18 protein-coding genes and 1 pseudogene are annotated in these 19,055 nt (G+C 72.9%); 12 read left to right on the top strand and 7 right to left on the bottom strand.

What is annotated here, in order from left to right:
* The first annotated feature begins 158 nt into the window (after positions 1 to 158).
* Entirely contained in the window at positions 159 to 1,709 is a 1,551-nt protein-coding gene (hutH, locus tag PSQ21_RS23330) for a histidine ammonia-lyase (RefSeq protein WP_274032689.1), read from the top strand.
* An 81-nt stretch (positions 1,710 to 1,790) separates the two neighbouring features.
* Here hutH and PSQ21_RS23335 read toward each other — a convergent pair whose 3' ends face one another.
* Positions 1,791 to 2,108, bottom strand: a complete 318-nt coding sequence (locus tag PSQ21_RS23335; RefSeq protein WP_274032691.1) for a hypothetical protein — start codon at positions 2,106 to 2,108, stop codon at positions 1,791 to 1,793.
* A gap of 108 nt (positions 2,109 to 2,216) precedes the next feature.
* Between PSQ21_RS23335 and PSQ21_RS23340 the strand changes: the two genes are divergently transcribed.
* Positions 2,217 to 2,666 carry a hypothetical protein gene (locus PSQ21_RS23340; RefSeq protein ID WP_274032693.1) on the top strand — a complete coding sequence of 150 codons (450 nt, stop codon included), beginning with the start codon at positions 2,217 to 2,219 and terminating at the stop codon, positions 2,664 to 2,666.
* Between the two features lie 236 nt (positions 2,667 to 2,902).
* Positions 2,903 to 4,171, top strand: coding sequence for a L,D-transpeptidase (locus PSQ21_RS23345; RefSeq protein WP_274032695.1), 1,269 nt, complete (start codon positions 2,903 to 2,905; stop codon positions 4,169 to 4,171).
* 471 nt (positions 4,172 to 4,642) lie between these two features.
* Here the strand turns inward: PSQ21_RS23345 and PSQ21_RS23350 are convergent, their stop codons facing one another.
* The gene (locus PSQ21_RS23350) at positions 4,643 to 4,861 is read right to left on the bottom strand and encodes a hypothetical protein (protein ID WP_274032697.1); all 219 of its coding nucleotides are present in this window, start codon (positions 4,859 to 4,861) and stop codon (positions 4,643 to 4,645) included.
* Here PSQ21_RS23350 and PSQ21_RS23355 point away from each other — a divergent pair.
* Both PSQ21_RS23355 and PSQ21_RS23360 read left to right on the top strand, forming a co-directional pair.
* Positions 4,860 to 6,347: an alpha/beta hydrolase gene (locus PSQ21_RS23355; protein ID WP_274032699.1), complete on the top strand. Its 1,488-nt coding sequence runs from the start codon at positions 4,860 to 4,862 to the stop codon at positions 6,345 to 6,347. The two genes, PSQ21_RS23350 and PSQ21_RS23355, sit on opposite strands and share 2 nt — an antisense overlap.
* A gap of 472 nt (positions 6,348 to 6,819) precedes the next feature.
* The gene (locus tag PSQ21_RS23360) at positions 6,820 to 7,134 is read left to right on the top strand and encodes a hypothetical protein (protein WP_274032700.1); all 315 of its coding nucleotides are present in this window, start codon (positions 6,820 to 6,822) and stop codon (positions 7,132 to 7,134) included.
* A gap of 47 nt (positions 7,135 to 7,181) precedes the next feature.
* On the opposite strand, the gene PSQ21_RS23365 is transcribed toward PSQ21_RS23360, so the two are convergent.
* Positions 7,182 to 7,634 (bottom strand): RDD family protein, encoded by a 453-nt coding sequence (locus tag PSQ21_RS23365; protein ID WP_274035897.1) that lies wholly within the window; start codon positions 7,632 to 7,634, stop codon positions 7,182 to 7,184.
* A gap of 661 nt (positions 7,635 to 8,295) precedes the next feature.
* Here PSQ21_RS23365 and PSQ21_RS23370 point away from each other — a divergent pair.
* From PSQ21_RS23370 to PSQ21_RS23385, 4 genes are all read left to right on the top strand, one after another.
* Positions 8,296 to 8,478 carry a hypothetical protein gene (locus PSQ21_RS23370; RefSeq protein ID WP_274032702.1) on the top strand — a complete coding sequence of 61 codons (183 nt, stop codon included), beginning with the start codon at positions 8,296 to 8,298 and terminating at the stop codon, positions 8,476 to 8,478.
* A 347-nt stretch (positions 8,479 to 8,825) separates the two neighbouring features.
* Complete coding sequence (gene gdhA / locus PSQ21_RS23375; RefSeq protein ID WP_274032703.1) at positions 8,826 to 10,214, top strand: NADP-specific glutamate dehydrogenase; 1,389 nt, start codon at positions 8,826 to 8,828, stop codon at positions 10,212 to 10,214.
* A 165-nt stretch (positions 10,215 to 10,379) separates the two neighbouring features.
* On the top strand, positions 10,380 to 10,973 hold the full coding sequence (locus tag PSQ21_RS23380) for a hypothetical protein (protein ID WP_274032705.1): 594 nt from the start codon (positions 10,380 to 10,382) through the stop codon (positions 10,971 to 10,973).
* Between the two features lie 194 nt (positions 10,974 to 11,167).
* Positions 11,168 to 11,632, top strand: a complete 465-nt coding sequence (locus PSQ21_RS23385; protein WP_274032706.1) for a helix-turn-helix domain-containing protein — start codon at positions 11,168 to 11,170, stop codon at positions 11,630 to 11,632.
* 78 nt (positions 11,633 to 11,710) lie between these two features.
* Here PSQ21_RS23385 and PSQ21_RS23390 read toward each other — a convergent pair whose 3' ends face one another.
* On the bottom strand, positions 11,711 to 12,625 hold the full coding sequence (locus PSQ21_RS23390; protein WP_274032708.1) for an alpha/beta fold hydrolase: 915 nt from the start codon (positions 12,623 to 12,625) through the stop codon (positions 11,711 to 11,713).
* A gap of 103 nt (positions 12,626 to 12,728) precedes the next feature.
* On the opposite strand from PSQ21_RS23390, the gene PSQ21_RS23395 reads away from it, so the two are divergent.
* Positions 12,729 to 13,472, top strand: a complete 744-nt coding sequence (locus PSQ21_RS23395) for a TetR/AcrR family transcriptional regulator (RefSeq protein ID WP_274032710.1) — start codon at positions 12,729 to 12,731, stop codon at positions 13,470 to 13,472.
* A 10-nt stretch (positions 13,473 to 13,482) separates the two neighbouring features.
* On the opposite strand, the gene msrA is transcribed toward PSQ21_RS23395, so the two are convergent.
* Positions 13,483 to 14,148, bottom strand: a complete 666-nt coding sequence (gene msrA, locus PSQ21_RS23400) for a peptide-methionine (S)-S-oxide reductase MsrA (protein ID WP_274032712.1) — start codon at positions 14,146 to 14,148, stop codon at positions 13,483 to 13,485.
* A 160-nt stretch (positions 14,149 to 14,308) separates the two neighbouring features.
* Positions 14,309 to 15,232 carry a LysR family transcriptional regulator gene (locus PSQ21_RS23405; protein WP_274032713.1) on the bottom strand — a complete coding sequence of 308 codons (924 nt, stop codon included), beginning with the start codon at positions 15,230 to 15,232 and terminating at the stop codon, positions 14,309 to 14,311.
* 183 nt (positions 15,233 to 15,415) lie between these two features.
* Here PSQ21_RS23405 and PSQ21_RS23410 point away from each other — a divergent pair.
* A pseudogene (locus PSQ21_RS23410) lies at positions 15,416 to 16,647 on the top strand (MFS transporter).
* A gap of 12 nt (positions 16,648 to 16,659) precedes the next feature.
* On the opposite strand, the gene PSQ21_RS23415 reads toward PSQ21_RS23410, so the two are convergent.
* Entirely contained in the window at positions 16,660 to 17,763 is a 1,104-nt protein-coding gene (locus tag PSQ21_RS23415; RefSeq protein WP_274032715.1) for a hypothetical protein, read from the bottom strand.
* A gap of 67 nt (positions 17,764 to 17,830) precedes the next feature.
* Here PSQ21_RS23415 and PSQ21_RS23420 point away from each other — a divergent pair, with 67 nt between their 5' ends.
* Positions 17,831 to 18,976 carry a cystathionine gamma-synthase gene (locus tag PSQ21_RS23420; protein ID WP_274032717.1) on the top strand — a complete coding sequence of 382 codons (1,146 nt, stop codon included), beginning with the start codon at positions 17,831 to 17,833 and terminating at the stop codon, positions 18,974 to 18,976.
* Positions 18,977 to 19,055 lie beyond the last annotated feature (79 nt).

The raw sequence follows: 19,055 nt of genomic DNA on the forward strand, positions 1-19,055 counted from the left end.
TGCGCGCCGTGCGCGGGCGGGCGCGGGCGCGTCGTTCGGCTCGGTGGCGGCGCGCCAGGTCCCGGCGCGGGGCCGCTCACGCACTCCGCCGGTCCCGTAAGGGGCTCAGGGCCGCACCACTAGTGACATGAAGGGTTTCAGTACGTACGCTGCTGAATATGGATATGCACACTGTCGTGGTGGGAACGTCCGGAACCACCGCCGAGGACGTCGTCGCCGTGGCCCGCCACGGCGCCCGGGTCGAGCTCTCCGCCGCCGCCGTGGAAGCCCTGGCCGCCGCCCGTCTCATCGTGGACGCGCTCGCCGCCAAGCCCGAGCCGGTCTACGGCGTCTCCACCGGCTTCGGCGCCCTCGCCAGCCGCCACATCAGCCCGGAACTGCGGGCGCAGCTCCAGCGCAACATCGTCCGCTCGCACGCGGCCGGCATGGGCCCCCGCGTCGAGCGCGAGGTCGTCCGCGCGCTGATGTTCCTCCGGCTGAAGACGGTCGCCTCGGGCCACACCGGCGTACGCCCCGAGGTCGCGCAGACCATGGCCGACGTGCTGAACGCGGGCATCACGCCCGTCGTCCACGAGTACGGCTCGCTCGGCTGCTCCGGCGACCTCGCCCCGCTCTCGCACTGCGCGCTCACCCTGATGGGCGAGGGCGACGCGGAGGGCCCCGACGGCACCGTCCGCCCGGCCGGGGAACTCCTCGCCGCGCACGGCATCAGCCCGGTCGAGCTCCGCGAGAAGGAGGGACTGGCCCTCCTCAACGGCACCGACGGCATGCTCGGCATGCTGGTCATGGCCCTCGCCGACCTGAAGAACCTCTACACCTCGGCCGACATCACCGCCGCCCTCTCCCTGGAGGCGCTGCTCGGCACGGACAAGGTCCTCGCCCCCGAGCTGCACGCCATCCGCCCGCACCCCGGGCAGGGCGTCAGCGCCGACAACATGCTGCGGGTGCTGGCCGGTTCGGGGCTGACGGGGCATCACCAGGACGACGCGCCCCGGGTCCAGGACGCCTACTCGGTGCGCTGCGCCCCCCAGGTCAACGGCGCGGGCCGCGACACCCTCGACCACGCGGCGCTCGTCGCGGGGCGCGAACTGGCCTCCTCCGTCGACAATCCCGTGGTCCTCCCCGACGGGCGCGTCGAGTCCAACGGCAACTTCCACGGCGCGCCCGTCGCGTACGTCCTGGACTTCCTCGCGATCGTCGCCGCCGACCTCGGCTCCATCTGCGAACGCCGCACCGACCGGCTGCTCGACAAGAACCGCTCGCACGGCCTGCCGCCGTTCCTCGCGGACGACGCCGGGGTCGACTCGGGCCTGATGATCGCCCAGTACACCCAGGCCGCCCTGGTCAGCGAGATGAAGCGGCTCGCGGTCCCCGCCTCCGCCGACTCCATCCCGTCCTCCGCGATGCAGGAGGACCACGTCTCCATGGGCTGGTCCGCCGCGCGCAAACTCCGTACGGCCGTGGACAACCTGGCCCGGATCGTCGCCGTCGAGCTGTACGCCGCGACCCGCGCCGTCGAGATCCGCGCCGCCCAGGGGCTGACCCCCGCCCCCGCCTCGCAGGCCGCCGTGGACGCGCTGCGGGCCGCCGGCGCCGAGGGCCCGGGCCCGGACCGCTTCCTCGCGCCGGACCTGGCCGCCGCCGACACGTTCGTACGGGAAGGGCGCCTGGTCGCGGCCGTGGAGCCGGTCACGGGACCGCTGGCCTGAGCCGCCCCCGTACGCACGGAGGCCGTACGACAGTGGGCCCCGCACGATCGTGCGGGGCCCACTGCCGTACGTACGGGAGGCTCAGAGCGCCGGGCGCGCCCCGGGCCCGGAGCGGCGTACCGAGTACGTGACGAAGCCCGCGCCGATCCCCAGCAGGGCCGTGCCGCCGATGAGGTACGGGGTGGTGTCCGCACCCGGCCCGGTGTCGGCGAGGAGCGCGCCGGAGGCGTCGTCGGGGCTCCCGGCGGACTGTTCGGCGGGGGCCCGGTCGGACGTGGCGGCCGGGGTGCCCTGAGCGCCGTCCTCATCGGTCGCGTTGGCCGACGGGACGAACCAGAGAGCGGCCAGCAGGGTGCCTGCGGCGGTGGTGGTCAGCAGTGTGCGACGAGCGACGGACACAGATTCGATCCCCTTGCGACAACCATGAGTTAGCCCCGTGGGCCGATGCTAAGCAAAGCAGCGGGTCGGTGGAAAGTCGCTGCCTCGCCGGGCCTTACGCTCCGGCCTATGAGCACAGAAGAGACATCCAGGTTTGTTCGACTTCGTGTGGAGATGGTGCTGGAGGTCACCGACCTCGACGCCCTGACCGGCACCGCCCTCGAATCCATCGCCGCCGAGTACGGAGAGCCCGTCGCGGCTGTCGCCGGGAGCGACACCGCCGAGGAACGGATGCATGCGGAGGCCACCGTCCGGGCAGACGGTGCGGAGGCCCTCGCCTCGCTGGTCGACCCCTTCGACCTGGTCAGCGAGGTTCCCGGGGTCGAGCTGGCCCAGGCGTCCTGGAGCAGCGAGAGCATCGAGTACGACCCCGACGCGGAGGGCTGGGACGAGGCGGACGACGGCGACGAGGACCTCTTCCTGCCGTCGGACGGGGACGACGAGGAGGGATACGGCGGCGCGGTCGCGCACAATGGGAAGGACGACGGCGAGGACGGTGGCCCCGCGCAGCGGGTGTGACGTCGGAGAACACCGGCCCCGGACCCGCTCGGCGGCGGGCCGGGGCCGCGCCGCACCCGCGGCGGGAAAGCGGGCCCGGCCACGGGAACCGCCACTGCCGGGGCCGCGTCGATGAGTGGTGTTCCCCACATCTGTCATGGATGGGGAACGGAGCACCCTTTCCGGGTGTTCTTGGAACATTGACGGGGAATAGCGGCCTGGCGGCCCCGTCCGGGGATTCTGGGGAATCGGCAACGATGGAGAAGCGTGTGATGACGGACAGCAAGCGGCGCAGGGGCCTCATGGCCATGTCCGCACTGCTCGGCGGCGTGCTGGTGCTTTCGGCCTGTAGCGACGACGGCGACAAGGGCGGAAAGACGAATGCCGGGAGTTCGGAATCGTCGCAGCAGGAGGTGGACAAGGCGGCAGCCGCGGACGCCTCCGACGCGCAGATAGCGATCGAGCCGAAGGACCGCGCGACCAACGCCAGTATCAACAACGCGGCCCAGGTCACCGTCGCCAAGGGCAAGCTGACCAAGGTCGTCATGACCACGGCGGACGGCACCCCGGTCGAGGGCACCCTGGCGGCCGACGGGTCCAGCTGGAAGCCCGCGGGCCAGCTGGAGCGGTCCACCACGTACAAGATCGACGCCACGGCGACCGACTCGAAGGGCCGCGAGGCCCACGAGAACAGCTCCTTCACGACCGTCTCGCCCGACAACAGCTTCATCGGGAACTTCACCCCCGAGGACGGCTCCACGGTCGGCGTCGGGATGCCCGTCTCGATCAACTTCAACAAGGAGATCACGGACAAGAAGGCCGTCCAGGACGGCATCACCGTGACCTCCAGCAGCGGCCAGGAGGTCGTCGGCCACTGGTTCAACTCCCAGCGCCTGGACCTGCGCCCGGAGAACTACTGGCAGGGCGGCTCCACCGTCACCCTGAAGCTGGCCCTCGACGGCGTCGAGGGTGCGGACGGCGTCTTCGGCGTCCAGCAGAAGACCGTGACCTTCAAGGTCGGCCGTAACCAGGTCTCCACCGTCGACGTGAAGTCCAAGACGATGACGGTCACCCGCGACGGCAAGACGATCAAGACGATCCCGATCTCCGCGGGCTCCCCGGAGAACCCCACGTACAACGGTCAGATGGTGATCTCCGAGAAGCACAAGGAGACCCGGATGAACGGCGCCACCGTCGGCTTCACCGATGACGACGGCAAGGGTGAGTACGACATCAAGGACGTGCCGCACGCCATGCGCCTGTCCACGTCGGGCACCTTCATCCACGGCAACTACTGGGGCAAGGGCATCTTCGGCAACGCCAACACCAGCCACGGCTGCGTGGGCCTCGCCGACGTGAAGGGCGCGAACGACTCCAGCGCCCCCGGCGCCTGGTTCTACGACAACTCCCTCGTCGGCGACGTGGTCATCGTCAAGAACTCCCCGGACAAGACCATCACCCCGGACAACGGTCTCAACGGCTGGAACATGAGCTGGTCCGAGTGGAAGGCCGGCTCCCAGGCCTGACCCACCCGCCGTATCCCCTCGGCCCCCCGTCCCCGCCCGAAGGCGGCGGCCCCGGAAGACTCCGGGACCGCCGCCTTCGGCGTTCGGCGGACCCCGGGCGTGCCGTCCCTCGTGTCCCCGGACAGGGTGCCTGACCGCCCACCGAACTGTGCCCGAAGCAGCACTCCGGTGCGGTGAATATGTACACGTGCTCGGGGTCGTTGCGTTCACTCCAGCATGGAAACCTCGTCACTGCCGAGGATTTGTCCCTTCCTGGATACACGGAAATCTGCTCGGACAACGCCGCGGAGATCCTTTGGACCGCACCGTACTAAGGAGTCCACATCTTGGTGGCGGCGAACTTCGGCCGATGCCGGGGAAAGCCAGGCCAACATGCACGGGGACACGTTCGTCGTGGCCGAATCGGGATATTCCCAGCTCTACGAGGCCGATAAAGCCGGTTCCACCGGCGAAGAGCATCGACGACGCCCGCTACGCCGCCAACGAGAAACCGAAGATGGAGCGCGAGAGCGCGGAGACGACCAGCAGGAAGGGCCCGGTCTCGCTGAACTTCTCCCGTACGGTGACCCGGAAGCCCACCGAACCCTGACAGAGGAACCGCGTCGGCGGCAGCGCACCTGACGTGACGATGGTGCCCTCGTCCGGGGGCGCGCGCCTGGAACAACCGCTCCCCGCACCAGGAGGATTCATGTTATCCAGAGGAAGATCCGCGCTGCGGGGCGTCGCCGCACGGGGCATGGCCCTGGCTGTGGGAGCGGCCACGGTCGTCAGCGCCGGCCTCGCCGCCGCTCCCGCGGCCCACGCGTCGCCGGCCGCCGCCACCGGTGTGCTGCGATGGACGCCGTGTGACGCCGCGACGAAGCCCGGAGCCGAGTGCGCCACTCTTTCCGTGCCGGTCGACTGGGCCCGTCCCGCCGGGCCGAAACTCGATCTGGCCGTGGCCCGCCGCCAGGCCACCGACCCCGGCGCACGCGTCGGCTCGATGGTGTTCGGCCCCGGCGGCCCGGGCGACTCGGGTGTGAAGATGGTGGTCGACAGGATCGGCAGGTTCAGCTCCGAGGTCCGCCGCGGGTTCGACATCGTCAGCTTCGACCCGCGCGGCGTGGGCGGCAGCAGCCCAGTGGTCTGCTCCGACGACCTGCTCGCCGATCGGCCGTCGCCGGAGCTGAGGAGTCAGGCGGACTTCGATGCCACCATGGCGTACAACAGGCGGCTGCGCGCCGATTGCCGGGCCCGGACCGGACCGGTGTTCGACCACCTCGACACCGCCCAGACGGTCCGGGACCTGGACGCTCTCCGGGCTGCCCTCGGCGAGCGGAAGCTGACCTTCCACGGCAGTTCGTACGGCACGGTGCTCGGCGCCCAGTATGCCGAGACCTACCCGCGCCGCGTGCGCGCGATGGTGCTGGAGAGCGTCATGGACCACAGCGTCCCGACCACCCGGGAGTTCCTGCGGTCCGAGGCGGCCACGGCGGAGGATTCGTTCCGGGAGTTCGTGAAGTGGTGCGACGCTGCCGCGGAGTGCGCGCTGCACGGCCTCGACGTCCGCACCGTCTGGCAGGACCTGTTGGACCGGGCCGGGCGCGGTGAGCTGGAGGACCCGGCGAAACCGGGCATCTCGCTGTCGCCTTCGGACCTGGTCAACAAGACGGCGTTCCGGAAGTTCTATTCGGCCGACTACGCGGGCCTGGCCGAGGCGATCGCAAAAATGCGCGCCAGCAGGCCGCTGCCCGCGTCGCCCACCTCGACAGAGCCGCTGCATCCGGCCACCCCGGTCTTCTGCTCCGACTGGCGCCTGCCGGTGCGCGACTACCAGGAGTACGCCTCGCTGGTCTCCATGATGCGCACGACCGCGCCCGACCTGCCCTACCTGCTTCCGGTGCACATGGTCGCGGCGTGTCTGGGCGCGCCGACCGCCAACCCGCAGCATCGCCTGCGTGTGCGCGGTGCACCGCCGATCCTGTTGTCCAACGCGCTGCACGATCCCGCGACCGGCTACGCGTGGGCGGTCTCGGTGGCCCGGCAGCTCGGCCGCAGCGGTGTGCTCCTCACGTACGAGGGCCACGGTCACGGCAGCGTCACCAGCGGCCCCTGCATGGAACGCGCAGTGGACAGCTACCTCACGGACCTGGAGGTCCCTCCACGGGGCATGAGCTGCCCCGCTGTGCCTTTCTGACAGCCTGCCGTTCCGGATCCGTCCAGTAGGCGCCGAATACCGGGTTCCGGGTTCCGGGCCGCCAACTCCCTCGCGGTCATGGCTCCCCCGGGGCGCCGCCGCTAGGTGCACGGTGCGCGACTCCGCGATCTCCGACGACCGATTCGATGAACCGGGGGCGGCCTTCGAGAGGGAGAAGCTGGTGGTGAGGCGGGCAAGTCGGCGGTGCTGCGGCCTGCTTGGCCGGGCCGGCCGAAGTGGTTGCCCGCGCTGAGGGATGGCAGGTCGGGCACCGGCCGCGTGCCGCCGTCGGCTGATGTGACGGCAGGTCGGGCACCGGCCCCGTACCGCCGCCGGTTGATGTGACGGCAGGTCGGGCGCCGGGCCCGTACCGCCGCCGGCTGATGCGACGGCTCAGGTCGCGGGGTCCGTCCGACCGTGATCTGCCGGTGCGCCGCCTCCCCGGCAACCGGTTCGTGGAACACTCCCGCAGGTGTCTCACTGGATAACCTGGATTACTCCGCGCCGCCTGGGCGCCACCGCCGCCCTGTACGCCGTCTTCGTCTGTGGTTGGCACCTCGGCCAGCCCCTTCCTCACGTCGGCTGCGAAGAGGAGACCACAGCCGCTTCCTCCGCCCCGGTGACGATCGGGGAACCCGGGGACGTCAGCGGTGGCTTCAGCCGGGTGGCGCGCGACGTCGGGCGGGCCGTCACCCACGATTTCGTCTCCACCCGGCTGATCGCCGAGTGCGACCCGTACACGGCCCGCCCCCGCCTCGTCGCCTGGATCACCGGCGACTGGCGCTGACAGGGCCCCCTCCCACCTGTCTCACCTGAAGGTTTCGCCGAGCAGGCTCAGTCGGGACGCCCCGCCATCGCCGCCCGGTAGGACCGCAGGTCGCTGCACCGGACCTGGCGCACGCCCGCGAGGTCCTCGTGCGGCGCGGAGGGGCGGCCCGGGGCGCTCTCCGGGCCTCCGGCCGCCCCCTGGCCGCGGCGAAGCCGCCGCCAGGGCTGGCGCGGCAGCCAGAGGAGCCCGTACAGCCAGCGCAGCACCAGCACGCGGAATCCCGGCCGGCCCGCGTCGGGCAGCCGGATCACGCGGACGCCCATGATGAGCTTTCCGGCGCTCGCCCGGACGGCCATCGTCAGCAGCACCTGATTGGCGAACGACAGTGTGACCAACTGGACGACCAGCAGGGCGACCGCGCGCCCGGTCCCTCCGGCGTTCAGACAGGACCGCACCAGGAGCCCGACGGCCAGCAGGCACAGATAGCTGTCGAGGCCGACCGCCAGATAGCGCCGCATGTCGCCCGTGCCCCTGGGGATGCGGGGCTGCCCCCGGGGCATGGGGGCGGGGTACGCCGAACGGGCGTACGCCGGATACGCCGCCCGCGGCAGCGAGGGCCCGGACGGCGGCACGGTCGGCGGGGTCGGCGTCGCGGGCGGGGCCGGGCGGGGCCGGGTGGCGCCGCTCCCGGCCCGGGTGGCGCCGCTCCCGGCCCGGCGAACACCGTGCAGCGCCCGTAATGCGTCAGGAGGCTGCCCACTCCGACGCCCCCGCGGCTTCGTCATGGGGGCATCATGACTGATCGTCACGTGAGGTGTCCCTGTTCCTGACGGGTAACTCCGCCGCCCCGGCGTTGTTTTCACGGGGTCCTTACGGTTGCCTTCCGCCGGCTGCACGCACGGGCCCCCGGCCGAACGCGCGGTCCCCCGGCCCGGCTGCACGCGAGGTCCCCGGCCGGACGTGCGGTCACCTGCCCGGCCGCACGCGCGGGCACCAGCCGAACGCGCGGTCCTCGGCTCGGCTCGGGGTGCCTGCCCGCCCCCGGCCCGCCCCGGTCCGAGCCGCCCGCCCGCTCACGGGTGCAGCCTGCTGCACCCCGATACGGGGGCCCGCTCCCTCCTCGCGGCGCGCCCCGGCCGACAGGCTGGACGCATCACCGACCACGGAGGCATCGCCGTCATGAAGTCCCTGCTCTGGCTCGTCCTGTCCGCCGCGCTCGTCGCCAACGTCTTCCTCGGCTTCACTGTCGACCGGAACGGTCTCGAAACAGCCCTGAGCATCGTCTCGGGCGTGGTCGTGCTCGCCTCGGCGGCCGGGCTCTGGAAGCTGCGCGGCCCGCGCGAGAGCCGATCCGACATGTGACCTTCGTCATGCGAGGGGGCGTCGCAGGGCGGTGGGCCCGAGGCGCGCGGGCCGCTCGGAACAGCGGATCGGGGGCCCGTGCCGGGCCCCGCACGGTGGTCCGGGCCCTCATCGAACGGCTGATCATGGCCAGTATGTGGAAGGCCCTCGAAGATCATCGGGCCGCACGGGAGAATCGGACCGTACGACGGTCCTGCACAGCGCCCTGCCGGGCGACGGCCGCATGGTCCTCCCGCATCCTCCCGGGAGGGAGTCCGCGGGTTCCCGGTGGGGGGAGACGGACCGGTGGTGCTCCCCGGGGCGGGGGCGCCGACGCGCACGAGCCGACCACGAAAGGTCTTGATCAGATGCCGGTCATCCCCGACTCGCCCGACTCCGCCCGCACGCACGCTGCCGCGGACCGCGTCATCGAGCCGCTCTACGCCGAGATCCTGCGCCGCAACCAGGGTGAGCAGGAGTTCCACCAGGCGGTCCGCGAGGTCCTGGAGACGCTCGGGCCGGTGCTGACCCAGCGCCCCGAGTTCGTCGACGCGCGCATCATCGAGCGCGTGTGCGAGCCCGAGCGCCAGCTGATCTTCCGGGTGCCGTGGTCGGACGACTCCGGCGACATCCACGTCAACCGCGGCTTCCGGGTGGAGTTCTCCAGCTCGCTCGGCCCCTACAAGGGCGGGCTGCGCTTCCACCCCTCGGTCAACCTCGGCATCGTGAAGTTCCTCGGCTTCGAGCAGATCTTCAAGAACGCCCTCACCGGCATGCCGATCGGCGGCGGCAAGGGCGGCGCGGACTTCGACCCCAAGGGCCGGTCCGATGCGGAGATCATGCGCTTCTGCCAGTCCTTCATGACCGAACTCCACCGCCACTTGGGGGAGTACACCGACGTCCCGGCCGGTGACATCGGCGTGGGCGGCCGGGAGATCGGTTACCTCTTCGGCCAGTACAAGCGGATCACCAACCGTTACGAGTCCGGCGTCCTCACCGGCAAGGGGCTCGGCTGGGGCGGCGCCCAGGCCCGTACGGAGGCCACCGGCTACGGCACGGTCCTGTTCACCGCCGAGATGCTGCGCAGCCGTGGTGAGTCGCTGGAGGGGCAGACCGTCGCGGTGTCCGGATCCGGCAACGTGGCCATCTACGCCGTCGAGAAGGCGCAGCAGCTCGGCGCGACCGTGGTGACCTGCTCGGACTCCAGTGGCTATGTCGTCGACGAGAAGGGCATCGACCTCGCCCTCCTCAAGGAGATCAAGGAGGCCGGCCGGGGCCGCGTCTCGGAGTACGCCGAACGGCGCGGCGCGCACGCCCGGTTCGTCCCCGGTACGGGGGTGTGGTCGGTCCCCGTGGACGTGGCCCTGCCCTGCGCCACGCAGAACGAACTCCACGAGGCCGACGCGCTGACCCTCGTGCGCAACGGGGTCAAGGCGGTCGCGGAGGGCGCCAACATGCCCACCACCCCGGAGGCGGTCCGGGTGCTCCAGGAGGCGGGCGTCGCCTTCGCCCCCGGCAAGGCGGCCAACGCGGGCGGGGTCGCGACGAGCGCACTGGAGATGCAGCAGAACGCGTCCCGGGACTCGTGGACCTTCTCCCACACCGAGGAGCGGCTGGCCGAGATCATGCGGCACATCCACGACTCCTGCTACACGACGGCGGAGCGCTACGGCAGCCCCGGCAACTACGTGGTGGGCGCGAACATCGCGGGCTTCGAGCTGGTCGCGGAGGCGATGCTGGCGCAGGGCCTGATCTGACCGGAGGCAGCGGGGCGCCGGTGCCGGCGCGGTCGCCGACGGAACCGCCGACGGAACCGCCGACCCGCGTGGGCGAGGCCGCCAGGTGGGGTCTCCCCCGAGCGGGGGAGCGGGTTGGCTCGCTCGGGTGATTCCTCGTCATGTCTGCTCCGGGAGGGTGGAGTCATGACGCTGAAGATCCTTCACCGCCCCCCGTCCGTCGGTGACACCGAGCGGCCCGTTCCTCGGTGGGCGATGCGCCTGGCCTACCTGCTCCCCCTGCTTCTGCTGCCGGCGTGCCTGTGGCGGCTGCCCTTCGCTCTGCACTTCACGATGGGGCAGGAGGCCCAGGAGGGCAGTCTGCCCGCCCTCTGGCTGAGCATTCCGTACGTTCTCGGGCTCAGCGTGCTGACGGAAGTGGTCGCGATCCTGACCATCGGGCTGGTCCGGGGCTGGGGGGAGGTGGCGCCCGCCTGGATACCGGTCATCGGCGGCAGACGCGTCCGGCCGCTGGCGGCCGTCGTCCCGGCTGTGCTCGGCGGCCTGATCCTCACCTTCCTGTTCACCGCCGTCCCGCTGGGCGACGATCGCGAGCTCACCCTGTACGGCGTCGTCGACTCCATCGGGTACGCCAACGGCGCCTGGGACGCGCTGGCGATGGTGGTTGGCACCCCCCTCGCCGCCTGGGGGCCCATCACCGTCGCTCTCGCGATCGCCTACTACCGGCGTCGAGTTACCGGCGTCGGGGTCCCGCCGTCGCCGGGTGAACACGCCGCCTGAACCCCTGTCCCCCCCGTCGCCTCCGTCACCCCTGTCGCCTCCGGGCCCCCGGGTCCGGCCGCCCCAGTACCGGCCCTCCCGGCACCGCCCTCCCGGTACCGGCCGCCTGTCACGCGACTTCGCCGTCAGCAGATCCGCCCGGAGCGCAACGCCCGACCCGTGCCCGGGCGGTGCCGCGCTCCTAGGCTGGGACGGTGAGTATCCGAACGACGAACCAGGCCGACGTGATCCCTCTGCGCCCGCTCCCGACGGCGGCTGTCCCGGTGGCCCCGGCTCCGCCCCGGGAACCGCTCTGGCGTGATCTCGTCGGGGAGGTGCTGCGCCGCGAACGCCGGGCGCAGGGACGGACGTTGAAAGACGTTTCCGGCGCTTCCCGGATCTCCATGGCGTATCTCTCCGAGGTGGAGCGGGGCCGCAAGGAGGCCTCCTCCGAGGTGCTGGCCGCCGCCGCCCAGGCGCTCGGCCTGAGCCTTGCCGACGTCCTGGCGCTGGCGGGGGAGCGGCTGGTCAGCCTCGCGGCAATCCGCTCCCGGTCCGGTTCGCTCGGGGCGGCCGGCGGGCACCGGTCCGTGCGGTCGACCGGCCCGTCGGGCCCGGCGGGTTCGGCCGGAGCGATGCGTCCGTCGGGCCCGATGGGCGGCGTGCTGCTGGCGGCCTGACCCCGGGGAGGGCCGTTACGCGGCCGTCGGCCCCGGGGAACGGGCGCTCCGCGTGGCTGCCCGTCCAGGGGAGGGCCGTTACGCGCGGTCGTCGACCCGGGCGGCCCGGTCCGCGAGCGCCCGTACCTCGGCGGCGACGGCGGTGTGCCGCTCGCGCGGGATGTCGTGACCGACGCCCGGTTGGAGGACGAGCCGGGCGTCGGGGATCGCGGCGGCGGTGGCCCGGCCGGCGGAAGGCTTGAGCAGCGGGTCGTCCGTGCCGTGGAGCACCAGTGCGGGGACCCGCAGTCCGGCCAGGGAGGGGCCGTGCCAGGGCGCCCCGATCTGGCGGGACTGGGCGTCCGGGTCGGCGATGCCGGTGTCCACGTCGGCGGTGATCCGTTCCAGGGCCTCCGCCTCGTCGAACGGGTAGCTGGGCGACGCGCAGAGCCGCGCCACCGCGAGCCCGGTCGCGATCCGCTCCTCCCGGTCCCGGGCGGGCTTGATGCGGGCGAACTTCGCGAGCGTGCCGAGCCGCAGATGGCGGAAGGTTCCCAGCCCACCGACATCGCTGGGGAGCGCGGCGGACGAGGTGAGCGTGCGCACCCGGTCCGGGTGGCGCAGGGCGACGCGCTGGGCGACGACGCCGCCCAGGGAGTGCCCGAAGAGGTGCGCCGACTCCCAGCCGAGCGCGTCCATGACGGCGACCGCGTCGTCCGCCATGTCCTCGGCGGTGTAGGCCGCGCTGCGGCCGGCGGCCAGGGCGGCGAAGGGGTTGCCCCGGGCGGTGCGCTTCGGCACCCGGCTGGACTCGCCCGCGTCCCGCTGGTCGTAGCGGGCGACCGCGAACCCGGCGTCGGCGAAGGCCGCGCACAGCTCCCCTGGCCACCAGTGCCGGGAGACCGCCAACCCCATCACCAGGAGCAGCGGTTCGCCGTCCCCGCCCTCCCGGAGCCGGTCGTGGGCGAGCTCGACCGCACCGTTGCGGGCGAAGCGGCGTTCGGTCCAGGGCATGGCGGGCTCCTCCGGTGGACGAAAATACTGCGAACTATGTTCGCAGTATTAGACTACAGCCGTTCCGGACCCCGGACGAGGACCTGAAGGAAAGGAGGCGGCCGTGGCCGATCGCGAGACCCGGCCGACGACTGTCTGGTCGCGCCCCGACCGGGGCGCGCGCGGACCCGCACCCGAACGGAGCCGCACCCAGATCACGGCGGCCGCCCTCGCGCTCGCCGACGCGGAGGGGCTGGCGGCCGTGTCGATGCGCGCGATCGCGCAGCGGCTGGGCACGGGGCCCGCCTCCCTCTACCGCTACGTGGGCAGCCGGGACGAGCTGCTGGACCTCATGGCGGACGCGGTCGCGGGCGAACTGGACCTCTCGGGGACCCCCGGCGGCGACTGGCTGGACGATCTCGTCGGCCTGGCCCTTCAGTCCAGGGCCGCGCACGTCCGGCACCCGTGGCTGGCCGATCTGAACGACCGGCGCGGCGAGGTGCTGGGCCCGCACGCGATCGATTACCTCGACCACGCGCTCGCGATCCTGGCCCCCGCGCCGGGGACCGGCGGGCAGAAGCTGGAGGCCATCGGTCTCATGGGCGGCCTGGCCGTCCTCTTCGCCCGCCGGGAGGTCGGCGCCACAGCCGGCACCGCAGCCGGCGCCACTGCCGGCGCGGCCACCGACGGCGATCCGGCCGCCGCCCGGGCGGCCCACCTGGCCGCCGTCGCCGCCGAGGGCCGCCACCCCCACCTGCTCGCCGCCCTCACCACGGCGGGCGCACCGCCCCCGGCCGACCGGGACGCCCTGTTCGTCACGCTGTTGCGGCGGCTGCTTCCGGCGATGCTCGGCCAGGGGGACGCGTAGGGGCCCGGGATCAGCCCTCGGCCGGGGCCACGCCGATCGGGCAGGAGACCCCCGTGCCGCCGATGCCGCAGTAGCCGCCCGGGTTCTTGTCCAGGTACTGCTGGTGGTACGCCTCCGCCGGCCAGAACGGGCGGCCCTCGGCCGGGAGGATCTCCGTGGTGATCTCCTGGTGGCCCGACGCCGTCAGGACCTTCTGGTACGCCTCGCGGGAGGCGTCGGCGGCGGCTGCCTGGGCGGGGGAGTGGGTGTAGATCGCGGAGCGGTACTGGGTGCCCACGTCGTTGCCCTGGCGGAAGCCCTGCGTCGGGTTGTGCGACTCCCAGAAGAGCTTCAGCAACTCCGTGTACGGGACGACGGCGGGGTCGAAGACCACGCGTACCGCCTCCGTGTGCCCGGTCAGACCCGAGCAGGCCTCCTCGTAGGAGGGGTTCTCCGTGTAGCCGCCCTGGTAGCCGACGAGCGTCGTCCAGACGCCCTCGGTCTGCCAGAACTTCCGCTCGGCACCCCAGAAACAGCCCAGCGCGAAGTCCGCCACCTCCAGGCCCTCCGGATACGGGCCCACCAAGGGGTTGCCGAGGACCGTGTGGCGGGAGGGGACGGTGAACTCGGGGACGGGGCGGCCGCGCAGGGCCTGCTCCGGGGTGGGGAGCTCGGGGGTGCGGTGGTTCAGGAACATGCGGGGGCTCCTCCGGGGGTCGGTGTTCGGTAGCTACAACAAGGGAGCGGCCGTCGGGATTCCGAGGCCGGGGGCCGGGGGCCGGGGCCCGGGGTCGGTTGGGCCCGGGGGCGTTGGAGGCGGGGTGAGCCGCGCGGCCCGCCCGCTCACCTGCCTACGCCTACGCCTCCGCCTCAGCCTCCGTCTGGGCCTCCGCCGCCGTCACCGCTGCCAGCGCCCGTGCGAAGCCCCGCGTCCGGGCCGTCTCGTGGTTCCGGTGCCACACCAGCGCGAGGGACGAGTCGGGGAGACCGGTCACCGGGACGAAGGCCACGGCGTGGCTGCCGTAGTAGTCCGCCGTCGGGTCGCACAGCAGCATCGCGCCCCGGCCCGCCCGCACCAGGGCCAACCCCTCCTGCAGGCTGCTCACCGTGGGCCCGGCCGGAATGGCACGGCCGCCCGGCGTGACGACCGGGGCCTGGGCCAGCCGCCAGTACTCCGGGGCCGCCCCGTGGACGCCGATGAGCGGGCAGCCCGCCAGCTCATCGGCGTCGATGCGGGGCCGGCGTGCGTACGGGTGCCGTTCGGAGACGGCGAGGGTCAGCGGCCGGGCGGAGAAGACCGGGCCGAGCACCAGCGCGTCGTCCAGGACCGGCATCAGGACCACCGCCGCGTCCACCTCCCCGCGGTGCACCGCGCCGAACGGGTCGGAGAGCGGGATCTCCACTATCTCGGCGGTGCAGTCGGGATGCCCGTCGCGGAAAGCCACGACCGCCCGCATGAACGGGTCGTTCGCCGTCCCCTGGAAACCGACGCGGAACACGCCGCCGACACCGCGCGCCACCTCGCGCGCCTCCTCCACCGTCGCGACCATCGCGTCGAAGGCGGGACGCAGCCCCGCGTGGAGCTGTTCGCCGAGCGGGGTGAGCCGGACCCGGCGGCTCGTGCGGTCGACCAGCCGGCCGCCGATCCGGCTCTCCAGGGCCCGCAGCAACTGGCTGATCCGGCTCTGCGAGAGGTGGAGGCGCTCTCCGGCACGGCCGAAGTGAAGCTCCCGGGCCAGCGCGAGGAAGGCCTCCAGCTCCCGGATCTCCGGATTGCTCACGTGTTTTCCCTCCGCCGCCTGTCCTCTTCGTCGCGACCGCTCCCCGTCCCCGTCCCCGTCGCCGTCCCCGCCCCCCGTCCCCGTCCCCGTCCCCGTATCCGTATCCGTATCCATGAGCTCAGCTCATAGAAGGATGAGAGTTCGGCCGTTGTTCCCGTCCTCCGCCCCCGATTGGCTGGAGACATGACACCGGCTCAGGAATCATCGACCTCCCCTTCTGTCCGGCCCGCACCCGTGCCCCACGGCTGGCCGGGTGTGGCGGTCCTCGCTCTCGGCACGTTCACGGTGGTCACGTCCGAGATGCTGCCCGTCGGGCTGCTCACGCCGATGGGCCGCTCGCTCGGCGTCCCGGAGGGCGTGGCCGGTCTGACGCTGACCGTCACCTCGTCGCGGCGCTCTCGGCCCCCGCCCTCGTACCCCTGCTCGGCCGCGCCGACCGGCGTACGGCCCTGTGCGTGCTGGTCGCGGTGCTGGTCGCGGGCAACCTCGGCGCGGCCTGGGCGCCGGACTTCGGGACCATGGTCGCCGCCCGCGTCCTGGTCGGCATCGGCATGGGCGGCGTCTGGGCGGTCGCGGCCGGGCTCGCGGTGCGCCTGGTCCCGGCGAAGTCCGCCGGCGCCGCCACCTCCCTGGTCTTCAGCGGCGTCGCGGTGGCATCCGTCCTGGGCGTCCCGGCCGGAACGTACCTCGGCGCCCTCGCGGGCTGGCGCGCCGCGTTCCTGGCGGCTGCCGGGCTCGGAGCCGTCGTGCTGGTCGCGGCGGCGCTCCTGCTGCCCCGGCTGCCCGCCGAGCGCGCGGTTCCGTTCGGTGGGGTGCTGCGGCTGACCCGCGACCCCCGGCTGCGTACCGGTCTCCTCGTCGTCGGCTTCCTGGTCACCGGGCACTTCGCCGCGTACACCTACGTCAGGCCGGTCCTGGAGGACGTCACCGGCGTCGGCGCGGGCACGATTGGCACCCTGCTCCTGGTGTACGGAATCGCCGGCGTGGCCGGTAACTTCCTCGCCGGGGCCGGTGCCGCCCGCTCGCCGCGCACGACGATCCTGGTGATCGCCGCGGTCCTGGCGCTCACCGTGGCCGTTCTGCCGCGGCTGGGCGGTTCCCCCGCCCTCGCGGCCGTCCTGATGGTGGTCTGGGGCCTCGGCTACGGCGGTGTCTCGGCGGGCACCCAGACCTGGGTGCTGCTCGCGGCCCCCGATGCCCGCGAGGCCGCCTCCTCGCTGTTCGTCGCGGTGTTCAACGGGGCCATCGCGCTCGGGGCGCTGGCCGGCGGGCTGGTGGCGGACCGCGTCGGCGTCACGGCGGTCATGGGGACGGGCGCGGCGCTCATGGCCGGTGCGCTGGTGACCACGGCGGTCGGCCGGGCCCCCGCACCCGCGCCCGCCCCCGAACCCGCGCCCGGCCCTGCCAGGAAGTGATCCGTACGGAGGTCAGTGCGGCAGCGTCGCCGGGCTCCCGCCGTTCGCCTCGTACCCCGCGACCGCCAGCGCCCGGTAGACCGTGTACTGGGCGGCCGGGTCCGCGTCCGCCGTCCACGGCAGCGCGCCCACGTGGCCGTCGATCCGGATCAGCTGGTGCATCGCCTCCGACCAGCGCTCCATGTGGACCAGGAAGAGCACCAGGAGGTGGCGGACATGGGCGAGCATCGGATCGTCCGGCTGCGCCGCGTGCACCGCGAACATGGCGCCCTCGACCGCCCTGGTGACCACCTGGCTCCGGTAGAAGCCCTGCACGAGGTTGACCTCCGGCAGGTGCTCATACACCGCGAACAGCGGGAGCGCCGCGAGCAGCGAACCCCGCGGGGCGCGGGCGGCGGCGGCCGTGGCGAAGGCCTCGGCGTCCTTGCGCGAGCCGTGCCACTTCTCGCAGTGGAAGTGCAGCGCCGCGAGGTGCGCGCCCATGTGGGCCGGGGCCCGGTCGATGATCTTCGCCCAGAGCTGGTCGAACTGCTCGGGGGTGTAGCCGAGCCCCCGGGCCACCGCCAGCTCCACGATGTACGGGACGGGGTCGCCCGGTGCGAGCAGGGCCGCTTCGCCGCAGACCGTACGGGCCTCCTCCAGGATGATCCGGAAGTCGTCGCTCCCCGCCGCCGAGGACCGCCACGCCTGCTGCACCAGGAACTCCGCGTGCACCGCCGCGCCGCCCGCGTCCTTCGGGGACTCCGCGCGCCAGGCCCGCAGCCACGCGCCGCCCGCCCCGGGCCGCTGCGCCAGCTCCAGCGAGGCCGCGCCCGCGAAGGCCTGGATCCGCTGCCAGCGCACCTCGCCCTCCTTCGGCGTCCCGGCGAGCAGCTGGGCGGCGGCCCGCCAGTCCTGCGTGCCCTGGACGACGTCGAGCACGTCCAGGAGGTCCTGGTCGGGGCCGGGCATCCGGACGTCCAGCTCCTCCTGGCGGGCGAAGCCGTACGTGTCCGGGTCGGCTGCGTCCGGCGAACCGGGGGCGACCTGACGGATACCGCCCCGGCGGCGCATGACCCAGGGGCCGACGACCGCCGCGAACAGACACATCGCGAGCAGGAACAACAAGATCTCCATGACCCCATTGTCCCCGGAGCGGCAAGTGGCCGGTACGGGCCCTCTCCACGAACTACGCTCGGGCCTCATGAGCGACCAGTGCAGCTTCGAAACCCGCGCCATCCACGCGGGGAACACCGCCGACCCCCTCACCGGCGCGGTGGTTCCGCCGATCTACCAGGTCTCCACGTACAAGCAGGACGGCGTGGGCGGACTGCGCGGCGGCTACGAGTACAGCCGCAGCGCCAACCCGACCCGTACCGCGCTGGAGGAGAACCTGGCCGCCCTCGAAGGCGGCCGCCGCGGCCTCGCCTTCGCCTCCGGCCTCGCCGCGGAGGACTGCCTCCTGCGTACGCTGCTGACCCCCGGCGACCACGTGGTCATCCCGAACGACGCCTACGGCGGCACGTTCCGGCTGTTCGCGAAGGTCGCCTCGCGGTGGGGCGTGGAGTTCTCCGTGGCCGACACCTCGGACGTGGCCGCCGTACGGGCCGCGCTCACCCCGCGCACCAAGGCGGTCTGGGTGGAGACCCCGTCCAACCCGCTGCTCGGCATCACCGACATCGCCGCCGTGGCGCAGGTCGCGCGGCAGGCCGGGGCCCGCCTCGTCGTCGACAACACCTTCGCCTCCCCCTACCTCCAGCAGCCCCTCGCGCTCGGCGCGGACGTCGTCGTGCACTCCACCACGAAGTACATGGGCGGCCACTCCGACGTCGTCGGCGGCGCGCTCGTCGTCAGCGACCCGGAACTCGCCGAGGAACTGGCGTACCACCAGAACGCCATGGGCGCGGTCGCCGGCCCCTTCGACGCCTGGCTCGTGCTGCGCGGCATCAAGACCCTCGCCGTCCGCATGGACCGGCACACCGAGAACGCCACCAAGGTCACCGACCTGCTGACCCGGCACCCCAAGGTCTCCCAGGTCCTCTACCCGGGCCTGCCCGAGCACCCCGGCCACGAGGTCGCCGCCAAGCAGATGAGGGCGTTCGGCGGCATGGTGTCCTTCCGCGTCGCGGGCGGCGAGGAGGCGGCGGTCGAGGTCTGCAACCGGGCGAAGCTCTTCACGCTCGGCGAGTCCCTCGGCGGTGTGGAGTCCCTCCTGGAGCACCCGGGCCGGATGACGCACGCCTCCGCCGCGGGCTCCCCGCTGGAGGTCCCGGCCGACCTTGTCCGGCTCTCCGTCGGCATCGAGAACGGCGACGACCTGCTCGCCGACCTCACCCAGGCACTGGGCTGATCCCGGAGACCGGAGACCGGAGGCGGGAGACCGGAGACCGGGAACCGGAACACGGAGTACGGAACACGGAGTACGGAGC

Source organism: Streptomyces sp. MMBL 11-1 (assembly GCF_028622875.1).
Lineage (GTDB): Bacteria > Actinomycetota > Actinomycetes > Streptomycetales > Streptomycetaceae > Streptomyces.

Bases quoted from the DNA above. Each gene is read 5' to 3' on its own strand.
- hutH (WP_274032689.1), top strand. From the start codon at position 159: ATGGATATGCACACTGTCGTGGTGGGAACGTCCGGAACCACCGCCGAG.
- PSQ21_RS23340 (WP_274032693.1), top strand. From the start codon at position 2,217: ATGAGCACAGAAGAGACATCCAGGTTTGTTCGACTTCGTGTGGAGATG.
- PSQ21_RS23345 (WP_274032695.1), top strand. From the start codon at position 2,903: ATGGAGAAGCGTGTGATGACGGACAGCAAGCGGCGCAGGGGCCTCATG.
- PSQ21_RS23355 (WP_274032699.1), top strand. From the start codon at position 4,860: ATGTTATCCAGAGGAAGATCCGCGCTGCGGGGCGTCGCCGCACGGGGC.
- PSQ21_RS23350 (WP_274032697.1), bottom strand. From the start codon at position 4,861: ATGAATCCTCCTGGTGCGGGGAGCGGTTGTTCCAGGCGCGCGCCCCCG.
- PSQ21_RS23365 (WP_274035897.1), bottom strand. From the start codon at position 7,634: ATGCGGCGCTATCTGGCGGTCGGCCTCGACAGCTATCTGTGCCTGCTG.
- PSQ21_RS23370 (WP_274032702.1), top strand. From the start codon at position 8,296: ATGAAGTCCCTGCTCTGGCTCGTCCTGTCCGCCGCGCTCGTCGCCAAC.
- gdhA (WP_274032703.1), top strand. From the start codon at position 8,826: ATGCCGGTCATCCCCGACTCGCCCGACTCCGCCCGCACGCACGCTGCC.
- PSQ21_RS23380 (WP_274032705.1), top strand. From the start codon at position 10,380: ATGACGCTGAAGATCCTTCACCGCCCCCCGTCCGTCGGTGACACCGAG.
- PSQ21_RS23390 (WP_274032708.1), bottom strand. From the start codon at position 12,625: ATGCCCTGGACCGAACGCCGCTTCGCCCGCAACGGTGCGGTCGAGCTC.
- msrA (WP_274032712.1), bottom strand. From the start codon at position 14,148: ATGTTCCTGAACCACCGCACCCCCGAGCTCCCCACCCCGGAGCAGGCC.
- PSQ21_RS23415 (WP_274032715.1), bottom strand. From the start codon at position 17,763: ATGGAGATCTTGTTGTTCCTGCTCGCGATGTGTCTGTTCGCGGCGGTC.
- PSQ21_RS23420 (WP_274032717.1), top strand. From the start codon at position 17,831: ATGAGCGACCAGTGCAGCTTCGAAACCCGCGCCATCCACGCGGGGAAC.